The sequence below is a fragment of the Streptomyces vastus genome (genome assembly GCF_039532825.1).
GTDB classification, from domain to species: domain Bacteria; phylum Actinomycetota; class Actinomycetes; order Streptomycetales; family Streptomycetaceae; genus Streptomyces; species Streptomyces vastus.
The window spans coordinates 1-8,175 of record NZ_BAAASJ010000116.1 but is presented as its reverse complement, the minus strand read 5'-3'; the positions used below and the strand labels follow the sequence as shown (position 1 = coordinate 8,175).

Sequence of the window (8,175 nt, the reverse complement as noted above, 5' to 3'; positions counted from 1 at the left end):
AGCCGTCCGCCCACGCCTGCACGATGGCGTCGATGTCGAAGTTCATCGTGCCGGCCGGGCAGTCGGTGCTCGAATAGCCCTTGGCCGCGGTGTTCGTCACTGCGCCCGTGGTCGTGGTGGAGGGCTGGGCGGACCAGGTGATGTCCGACGAGGACCACGACGAGGTGATCCGCCGCACCTGCGTGCCCGCCCCGGTGGTCTGGCAGGTCGAGGAGTAGTACGAGTACAGCGCCAGGTTCGTGTCGGTAATGTGCTTGCCCTTGAACGCTGACACATCGAACTTCAGATACGAGCGTGCCTTCGTGGTGCCCGCGTCGTACGTGCCCGACTTCAGCTCGGTCGACGAGACCTGCGAGTCGGTGTAGTTGGTGGCCACCCAAGTGTCCGTGGTGACCGCCAGGGTCGAGGTCGGGTCCACGGTCACCGGATAGGTCAGATCCTGCGTGAAGTAGTCGGCGTCCGGGGTCAGCACGAGCGTCTGGCTGCCGTCGGCGGCGGTTTCGACCTTCGTCGCCACCTTCGCCTGATGCTCGGACTCGCCAGAAGCGTCGCCCTTGGAGGAGTCCCACATCATCGGCGCCGGCGCCTCGGCCACCAGCTTGCCGTCGGAGTCCTTGAGAAGCAGATGGCCCGAGTCGGCCACAGACAGTTCAACTCCCTCCAGATTCAAGGGAATGCGGTACTCCAGGGCCTCCTCCGGAGCGGTGTCCAGGAGCACGTTCTGGCTGAAACCCTGGGCCAGAGCCGTCACCGTCAGCGTCTGGTCGCCCCCCAGGTCGTACGAGGCGGTGTCGCCCTTCACCGACGGGGCCGGCAGCTTCGACTCCCAGCCCATGCCGAAGGACTTGTCCCCCTTGGCCACCGACGCCAGCGCCGTGTCCCCGCCGTCCGACACCTGAATGTCGGCGGCCGCCACCTCCGGCTCCAGCACCGAGCCGCTGTCCGACAACGTGGTGTCGATGTCGCGCCAGCTGCCGTCCACCTGCTGCCGGACCGGCCCGGCATACGTGGACGTCTGCAGCTCACCGCTCGGCAGAGCGTACGTCGTTGACGTCTCCGTGCGCTCCGACGTCACCTCGATCTTCCGGTCCTGCAGGCGGGCCATCAAAAGTGCGGCCGCCACCGAATCCGCCGACGAAGCGGCCGACTTCGCATCCGAGGCCGCCGTCACCTCCGTGATTCCCGAGTCCGCAGCGAACACCGCCCCGGACCCCAGCGACACCAGCGCCGTCTCGGCCGCGAGCACCACGGCAACCGCCAACGCCGTGCGTCTCAGCACGGCGCCCGAGGGTCTTGCCCGCCCCCCTGAGCCCGGGCCCCATCTCCCCTTGAGCCTCATCACAACTCCTGTGATCACTCGGCGGCACACCGTGAGCCGCCAAGGGGAGATCCAAGAGCAAATTTCTACGAAAGAAATCTTGTAGCTAGATCACAATATTTACAAACCATCTCCACATCCCCTTAAGGGGGTTGACACGACAGACCGGAAGGCATCCTCGCGGTCCCCGCGGGGAGGGAGATCGCGTTGACACTCTCGTACAAAATGCCTGATACGACGTCAGCCGTGGCGCGTCCGCGTTCGACGCCAGGCGCACCTCTTGGCTCCGCTGGGATCACGATTGTGATGCAGTCGTTAAACATCGAACGTCCCACGGACTCCGCGTTGATGGTGCCGTCGATCCCCTTGTGCATTCTCCGGCCAGGGCGAGCGTGGCCGTCGATGGGTTCATCTGACTGGCTGACGTCTGTTCGGCGTGCCTGGCCTCGAATTCATCCAACCGTGCAGGCCGGTACAGCGACTCGGCCCGCTGCATGGACATGCGGGTGGGCGAGAGACAGGTGGCCGGTCGCGGAGTCCCGCTAGGCTCGCTGCGCCCGGTCACACCCGATGCGCCGCATGGCGGCCTGGTAGCTCTCCAGTACCAATGCGATCCGGGGCCACCATCCAGGCCCTGGATATACAGGAGGCGCACTTCGCGCTGCCGTGGTCCTTCGAGCGCGTTCTGATGAGCCGAGGCTCCCTCACCAAACAGCAGGACTGGAACGACACCGGCCTTGCGCTGGCCTTTCTCGACGACTTGCTCGCCTGGCATCTGAAGCGTTGGGCGGAGTGCTGGCCGACCGTGCGCGCGGCCCTCAAAACACCTGGCCGGGTACCGGATCTGCGCGATCACGACGCCCTGGGCAGCTTCTGTGACCTCGTCGAAGAGGTCACAGGACCCAACGACCACGTCGCCCTGCTGCGCACTCTCATCCGGGAAGAGGATGAGCAGGCTATTGGCATGACGTGACAGACAGCATCTGCCCCACGCTGAGCGCTAGGGGCAGTGCTCGGGTCCGGTCACGGGCTGGTGCGGCCCAGCCCCTCCTTACCCCACGCCACCAGGGACGAGTGCACGTATCCGATGACACCGGTGCGCTTGATCGTGACCTTGACCCACGTCCCGTCGCCCTCGGCCCAGCCATGCGCCGTGCAGGTGTTGCCCTTGTACGCGGTGCCAAGCGCCGCAGCGTTCTTGCGGGGCTTGGCACGCACCGTCGCCGCGGAAGCGGTAATGCGGCAGAAGTCCTTCTTGGCGGCCACCGATCCGGCAGGCACCTGCACCGGTGCGGCGGCAGCCGCGGGAGCCGGTAGCGCGAACAGCGGGGCGGCGAACAGGCTCACGGCGAACAGCGAGACGTAACGGCGGGACAACAGGGGCTCCTTGTCTGCGGGTTCAGCGCGTCGGGGCTGAGAATGCCGCGCGAGCCTTGCTCCAATCACCACGCTTTGGTCCATTTAGGGGAATGTTCCACCGATTCAGGCGATCTCGCGCTGCTTCGTGCGTGCGCTCCTCGTTGTAGGAAACGGCCCCGGCTGGGCGTGTCCCGGCCCGCCGTGTGCACACCGCGGTGCGGAACGCCGCGTCGCGTGTCGCTTCGCCCCGAGGAGGAGGACATGACCCCATCTCGTATCCGACGCCGCCTGCGTCCAACCGCCGCCTTGCTACTCGGACTGGTCGCAGTGTGCGGAAGTCTCGCCCCGATCGCCTCAGCCGGGCCCCTGCCTCACGGCCGGGCCGAACCGACGCACTGCAAGATTCGGATCACAGGCAAGAAGGTCGCCGTACGTATGCCGGAGGGCGGCGCCAAGGTCGCCCGGCCCGACTCTCCCGTCGTCCGCTACGTCCACCGCGGCGATGTGATCACGAACAGGTTCTGTGTCGTCGCCCTGGGACGCACCAACGGCGGGCCGCTTTACCGCAAGTGCGGCAGGGACGGCTACAACTGGTACATCGTTGCCGGCGGGCAGGTCCCGGTGACCTGCGCGCAGCGCGTCAGGTAGGCGGCGTCGGCCGCCCGGCAACACGCCGCACAACGGCCCCGCGCAGCAGTTGCCGTCTGGCCGACGGTGCCGAGCGCCCCGGTGTTCTCCCGAAACGTGGCGCGGCCCGTTGCGGCCCTGCCCCCCTCACCCCTCCCTGGGTGATCACCTTCCGGGCGCCGAACTGCCCACATCACACTTCCTCCTGGACGAACCATGAAGCACATGATGACCGCCGCAGCGGCGTTCCTTTTTCTGGCCTGCACGACCGTTCCCGCACACGCGGACGCGAGGGTCACGGAAGGCAAGGTGGGGCTGAGCGTCAAGGGTAAGGGCCTGTCCGTGAAGCGGGCGGGCGGCTGGATGGAGGGCCACGGCACCGGTGTCCGGGCCCGCCTGTACACGGTCTACAAGGGCCAGCGGACCGACATCACCCGATGGAAGGACGCGACTCCGGTCACTGCGGGAATGACGAAGTTCTCCAACGTCGGCTGGAACCTGAAGGGCCGAAGCTTCTGGGACGGCACCTGGCTGTGCGTCCAGTTCAACAAAGCGGATGGTGCGCCCTGCGCCAAGATCCACCGCTGAGGTTGCTCAGCGGTCCGCCGGGGACTGCCTGCCGCTCAGTCACGTGCCGCGGGGGCCGCTCGCTGGTTCGCTCCGGGCGCCGGGGCGGTGTCCTGGTAGATGCCAAGGAGCCGGATCAGGGCGGTGTCGGTCACCTCGCATCGCTCGAGCAGGAGCTCCAGCTCGGCAGCCGTAGAGCTGATCTCCTGGCTCAAGTCGTCGGCTCCTTCGCTTCCTGTGGCCAGCCGGCCGCGCAGCGCCCGCAGCTCGCGGCCGGCCTGCTGCGCCTGTGCGTACGCGGCGTCCAGGTCGGTGGCGGTCTGGCACAGGACGCGGGCCAGGCGGTGGAGGGGGTCACCGGGAGGGTGCCGGGCGGTCAGCATGGTCACGGGGGCGTCGCTGCCGAGCTGCTCGGCGAGCAGGCGGGTGCCCGGCCCCGGTGTGTTCGGGGGTGTCATGGCGGGGTGACCTCGTGCAGCGTGCCCAGGGCGCGGGCCAGGCGAAGGGCGAGGCTGCGGCCCTGGTCGGGGCCGTCGGCGTAGCCGCGGCAGATGGCCGGGGAGTTGGTTCCCAGCGTGCTGTGGCAGGTGATGTGTCCCTCGCGTGCCCGCGCCTCGGCCACCATGGCGGTGACCCGGCCCTCCTGCAGGTGCATCGGGTTGCCGGGGCGAAAGATGCAGGTCGTGCACATCTCAGCGCAAACTCGCACTGTGCCGGTCAGCGGGTCGGCGACATCGGCGTACGGGCCGTTGTTCTCGGGCTCGACGCCGTCGTCGTGGGCGAGGTTCCGCCGCGGCGGCTCACCGTGGCGGTGCACGGTGCGCCGGTTCATCGCCGTCCTCCGCAGCCCGCGTGTCCGCAACCGCCGCAGAAGCCGCCGCTGTTGCACGAGCACGGGCAGCGCCCCTGCGTGCAGCGTCGGGCGGTCGGCTGGCCGACCGGGGCGAGGACGCGGGCGGTGGTGGGCGGCGGGGTGTCGTCGGGGTCGGGGTCGGGGGCGGTGCGTCGGATGGCCTCCGTGAGCAGGCCGGTGCGGGCCGACCGTGGCAAGCGGTCGAGCGCCTGCAGGCAGTGCTCCAGGTTCGGGTCGCCCGGCCTGGTGGGGGTGCGGGTGCAGGCCAGCAGTTGTGCGGCGGATTCCGCTACCACCCGGGCGAGGGCGGGCGGGTCCAGGCTGGCGCGGTCCTCGTCCGGCAGGTGGTCTGCTGCGCGGGCCAACAGCGCGGCGAGGGACGGAACTTCATCGTCTCCGGCGGCGGCGAGGAGGGCACGGGCGTGGCCGAGGAGGTGGTGCACGAGCAGGGGACATGGTGGCTGGCCGGTATCGGTCATGGTGGAAGTCCTTCCGGAGGGGCGGGCCGGTGCGGTGCCCCGGCCCGACGTGGGGGTTGCGGGTGGGTGAGGGCGGGCGGGGGCCCGGTCGCGGGGCCCCCGCGTGGTCAACTGCGCCCGGTCACGCCCGGGTACGCCGCATGGCGGCCTGGTAGCTCTCCAGGGCCAGGGTGAGTTGGTTCATCTGCTGGGCGAAGCGGGCAGCGTGCAGGTCGGTGGTGTGGCCGGTGCTGGTGAGCAGGCCGGTGACCGGGACGAAGGCCGGGTCCAGGAGGGGGTTGAGGGTGTCGTCGAGGCGGTCGCGTACGTGGGCGGCGTGGCGGCGCAGTTTGCCGTGGAGCCGGTCGGCTTCGCGGGCGGTGTTGCAGACCAGATCGGCCAGCTCGCCCAGCGCGGTGCCGCGTTCCTGGCGGTGGCGGCCGAGGAGTCGGTAGCCGTCCTCGCCGAGGGCCGTACGCAGGGCCTCGTCTCCTGGCGCGCGTCGGAGGTCGGCGTGTGAACTCGACGGTGCGGAGGGGGCGTTGGCCCGGGCTGCGGTGCCACGGATACGGCTGATGCGGTCGGTCATAGTGGGCGGGGTCCTTTCCGTGGAGCGGATGGTGGTGGGTCAGAGGGTTTCGCCGTAGGAGCAGGTGCAGGTGTGGCCTTCGTCGCGGGTGAAGGTGTCCGGCAGCGTGTCGGCCCGCAGGAGCTCCTCGGCCCTGAGCGGCGGGTGGGCCAGGTGGGTGCCGAGGTCGGCCAGGTGCCGGATCTCGGCGAGGGGCACGGTTCCGCCGCACTGGGGGCAGGGGCCGAGGAGTTCGAAGGGTTCGTCGTCGTAGAGCGGGGAGCGGGCGAGGAAGGTGTACGTCTCGCCGGTGTCGGGGCAGGTGGCGGTGGCGATGATGGGCTCGCCGGGGGTGGTGCGGCGGCGCAGCCAGTCCGGGGTGGTGGTGATCTGGTCCAGCCCGAGGCCGAGGGCGGCGGCCAGGCGGACGGCGGTGCGGGCGTGTTCCTCGGCCCGGTAGGGGCCGTGCAGGCTGATGACGTTGTGGTGGCGGATGAATGCGGCGGCGGCGTGGGCGCGTTCGGCGAGAGATGCCATGGCGAGCGGACTCCTTCGGTACGGAGGTTGGTGGTTGGTTGGGGTGGCCGCCCCGGGCGGTGCCGGGGCGGCACGGCGGTCAGGGCTGGATGGTGGCCAGGGCGGTGGTGGCGGCCTTGCCGATGGCGGCGGCGGCCTGGGCCGGGTCGGCGAGGTGGAGCAGGGTGGCGCCGGGCAGGGGGTGGGGGTCGGGGTCGAAGGCGAGCCACAGCACCGCACACCCCGCCTGCCGTAGGGCGGCGATGCGTCCGGCGGCGTGGAGGGCTTCGTCGGGGTGGTAGTAGCCGTCGGAGGCGATCACCAGCAGGCGGCCGGTGCCCGGCCGGGTGAGGTCGACTCCGGCTGTCAGGGCGTCGATGGTCTCGGCGAGGCTGTGGCCCATGCCGCTGGCGTCGAACTCGGTCACCCGGGTGGGGGCGCGGCCGGGCGCGGTGATCGCGGTGAGTGAGCGGTCGTAGGCGATGGTGGCGCTGCGCGAGTCGGGGTCGGTGAGGGCGGCGGCCTTGGCGAGGATCCAGGCGGCCGAGGCGATCGGCTCTGCGGCCAGGCTCATGGAGCCGGAGACGTCCACCGCGATGCCCACCCGCAGCGGCGGGGTGGGGCTGGGCCGGTGCACGGTGCGGGTCCAGGGGGTGGCGGTCGGGGTGGCGCCTGCGGCCTTCTGGGCTTCCCGGGCGAGGGCCTGGCGCATGTTCAGGCGTCCGGGCGGGGCCATCGAGGGGGTGACGGTGGTGGTGCGTTCCCGGTAGGCGGCTGCCCGCAGCGCCCTGGCCAGCTGCCCGGCTGCCGCCTTCTCCGCTGCTCTGGGGGGCCGGGTTCCGGTGACCGGGGAGCGGCCGCGCTGGCCTTTGACGGGTTTGCCGGGGGTGTGGGGGCGGCCGCCGGGTGCAAAAACCTTCTCGGCGATCGATGCGGCCTGCCGTGCGTGGGCGGCCTGGGCTGTCTTGGCCTGCCTGCGGGCGGTGCGGGCGGCCTCGACGCGTGCCTGGGCGGCCTCGTTTGCGGCCACCGCGCCGATGACCTTGCCGATCGCCTCGGCCAGTTCGCCCCTGCGGCCGGTGGGGTCGGGGGCCGGTTCGGGGCCTGTGGGGTCGGCTCCGAGCGCCTGGCACCAGGCCTCGGCGTGCGCCAGCATGCCCTGCGCGTCCTCGTCGGCGGTGGCGTGGGCGGCCGTCCAGATCTGGGCGAGGGTCGCCAGCAGGTCCTTGCCGAGGATGGGGGTGACGGTGTTCTCCAGTACTTCGGTCTCGTCCTCGTCGAGGATTCCGGCGTCCCGGCGGGCCAGGATCAGCCCGGCCGCCGCTGCGGCCTGCCACCGGTCGGTGGGGGTCTGGCTGGTGACGTCGCCCAGGACCAGGGTGTGTACGGCTGCTCGCAGGAAGCGGCGGTCTGCGGGGCGGCGGGCGAGGTGGGCGCCTTCGGCGCGGGATTCCTCCAGCAGCTGGGCTGCCGTGTCGAGGGCGGTGCCGCGTAGTGGGGGCGGGGTGTTCCAGCGGCTGTGCGCGGCGTGGGCGGCCTCGTGGGTGAAGGCGCCCCAGGCGACCGGGTAGCGCTCCTCGTCGCCGGAGCGGGTCGGGTCGATGGTGACCGGGTGCAGTGGGGCGAAGAGCGCTCGGTCGATCTCCAGGGCGGCCTGGGCCGGGAAGAAGGCGGCGGGGGCTCCGGAGCGGGTGTGTTCTTCGCAGGTGACGAGCACGTCCTCGCGTCCGGCGAGTTCGGGGAGGCGCTCGGTCAGGGCGGCGGCGATGCGCAGCCACTGTCCGGCCTGCAGGTGCGGGCGGGGCTCTACGGTGGGGCCGCCGTCGTCCTCCCAGCGGGCCAGGTCGCGTTCGGCTTCGGTCAGGACGGGCGGGGTGGGCATCACGTGCGGGTGTGCGGGCATGGCGGG

Annotated in this window: 11 protein-coding genes; 3 read left to right on the top strand and 8 right to left on the bottom strand. The window is 71.0% G+C overall.

The genetic code is table 11. The features are described from left to right. Positions 1-1,339, bottom strand: a 1,339-nt coding sequence (locus ABD357_RS37525) for a DNRLRE domain-containing protein (RefSeq protein WP_344395806.1), incomplete at its 3' end; no start/stop codon positions are given. Positions 1,340-1,925: 586 nt separating this feature from the next. Between ABD357_RS37525 and ABD357_RS37520 the strand changes: the two genes are divergently transcribed. Then, positions 1,926-2,291, top strand: a complete 366-nt coding sequence (locus tag ABD357_RS37520; RefSeq protein WP_344395805.1) for a hypothetical protein — start codon at positions 1,926-1,928, stop codon at positions 2,289-2,291. Between the two features lie 50 nt (positions 2,292-2,341). Here ABD357_RS37520 and ABD357_RS37515 read toward each other — a convergent pair whose 3' ends face one another. Continuing rightward, entirely contained in the window at positions 2,342-2,695 is a 354-nt protein-coding gene (locus tag ABD357_RS37515; protein WP_344395803.1) for an SH3 domain-containing protein, read from the bottom strand. A 243-nt stretch (positions 2,696-2,938) separates the two neighbouring features. Between ABD357_RS37515 and ABD357_RS37510 the strand changes: the two genes are divergently transcribed. Together ABD357_RS37510 and ABD357_RS37505 are read left to right on the top strand one after the other, a co-directional pair. Continuing rightward, on the top strand, positions 2,939-3,325 hold the full coding sequence (locus ABD357_RS37510; protein ID WP_344395802.1) for a hypothetical protein: 387 nt from the start codon (positions 2,939-2,941) through the stop codon (positions 3,323-3,325). A 204-nt stretch (positions 3,326-3,529) separates the two neighbouring features. Then, positions 3,530-3,892 carry a hypothetical protein gene (locus ABD357_RS37505; RefSeq protein ID WP_344395801.1) on the top strand — a complete coding sequence of 121 codons (363 nt, stop codon included), beginning with the start codon at positions 3,530-3,532 and terminating at the stop codon, positions 3,890-3,892. A 35-nt stretch (positions 3,893-3,927) separates the two neighbouring features. Here the strand turns inward: ABD357_RS37505 and ABD357_RS37500 are convergent, their stop codons facing one another. The 6 genes from ABD357_RS37500 to ABD357_RS37475 form a co-directional block, all read right to left on the bottom strand. Beyond that, positions 3,928-4,329: a hypothetical protein gene (locus ABD357_RS37500; protein ID WP_344395800.1), complete on the bottom strand. Its 402-nt coding sequence runs from the start codon at positions 4,327-4,329 to the stop codon at positions 3,928-3,930. After that, a complete protein-coding gene (locus ABD357_RS37495) occupies positions 4,326-4,703 on the bottom strand; it encodes a hypothetical protein (protein WP_344395799.1) in 378 nt (125 codons plus the stop codon). Before ABD357_RS37495 ends, ABD357_RS37500 begins: the two co-directional genes overlap by 4 nt. Beyond that, a complete protein-coding gene (locus tag ABD357_RS37490; protein ID WP_344395798.1) occupies positions 4,700-5,203 on the bottom strand; it encodes a hypothetical protein in 504 nt (167 codons plus the stop codon). The genes ABD357_RS37495 and ABD357_RS37490 overlap by 4 nt, the downstream gene beginning before the upstream one ends. A 121-nt stretch (positions 5,204-5,324) precedes the next feature. Continuing rightward, on the bottom strand, positions 5,325-5,771 hold the full coding sequence (locus ABD357_RS37485) for a hypothetical protein (protein WP_344395797.1): 447 nt from the start codon (positions 5,769-5,771) through the stop codon (positions 5,325-5,327). A 39-nt stretch (positions 5,772-5,810) separates the two neighbouring features. Beyond that, positions 5,811-6,287, bottom strand: coding sequence for an SIR2 family protein (locus tag ABD357_RS37480; protein WP_344395796.1), 477 nt, complete (start codon positions 6,285-6,287; stop codon positions 5,811-5,813). Between the two features lie 79 nt (positions 6,288-6,366). Next, a complete protein-coding gene (locus ABD357_RS37475; RefSeq protein WP_344395808.1) occupies positions 6,367-8,169 on the bottom strand; it encodes a VWA domain-containing protein in 1,803 nt (600 codons plus the stop codon). Positions 8,170-8,175: the final 6 nt, after the last annotated feature.

Excerpts from the sequence above, each read along its gene's own strand:
- ABD357_RS37520 (WP_344395805.1), top strand. The coding sequence starts at position 1,926 with ATGCGATCCGGGGCCACCATCCAGGCCCTGGATATACAGGAGGCGCAC.
- ABD357_RS37510 (WP_344395802.1), top strand. The coding sequence starts at position 2,939 with ATGACCCCATCTCGTATCCGACGCCGCCTGCGTCCAACCGCCGCCTTG.
- ABD357_RS37505 (WP_344395801.1), top strand. The coding sequence starts at position 3,530 with ATGATGACCGCCGCAGCGGCGTTCCTTTTTCTGGCCTGCACGACCGTT.
- ABD357_RS37500 (WP_344395800.1), bottom strand. The coding sequence starts at position 4,329 with ATGACACCCCCGAACACACCGGGGCCGGGCACCCGCCTGCTCGCCGAG.
- ABD357_RS37495 (WP_344395799.1), bottom strand. The coding sequence starts at position 4,703 with ATGAACCGGCGCACCGTGCACCGCCACGGTGAGCCGCCGCGGCGGAAC.
- ABD357_RS37490 (WP_344395798.1), bottom strand. The coding sequence starts at position 5,203 with ATGACCGATACCGGCCAGCCACCATGTCCCCTGCTCGTGCACCACCTC.
- ABD357_RS37485 (WP_344395797.1), bottom strand. The coding sequence starts at position 5,771 with ATGACCGACCGCATCAGCCGTATCCGTGGCACCGCAGCCCGGGCCAAC.
- ABD357_RS37480 (WP_344395796.1), bottom strand. The coding sequence starts at position 6,287 with ATGGCATCTCTCGCCGAACGCGCCCACGCCGCCGCCGCATTCATCCGC.
- ABD357_RS37475 (WP_344395808.1), bottom strand. The coding sequence starts at position 8,169 with ATGCCCGCACACCCGCACGTGATGCCCACCCCGCCCGTCCTGACCGAA.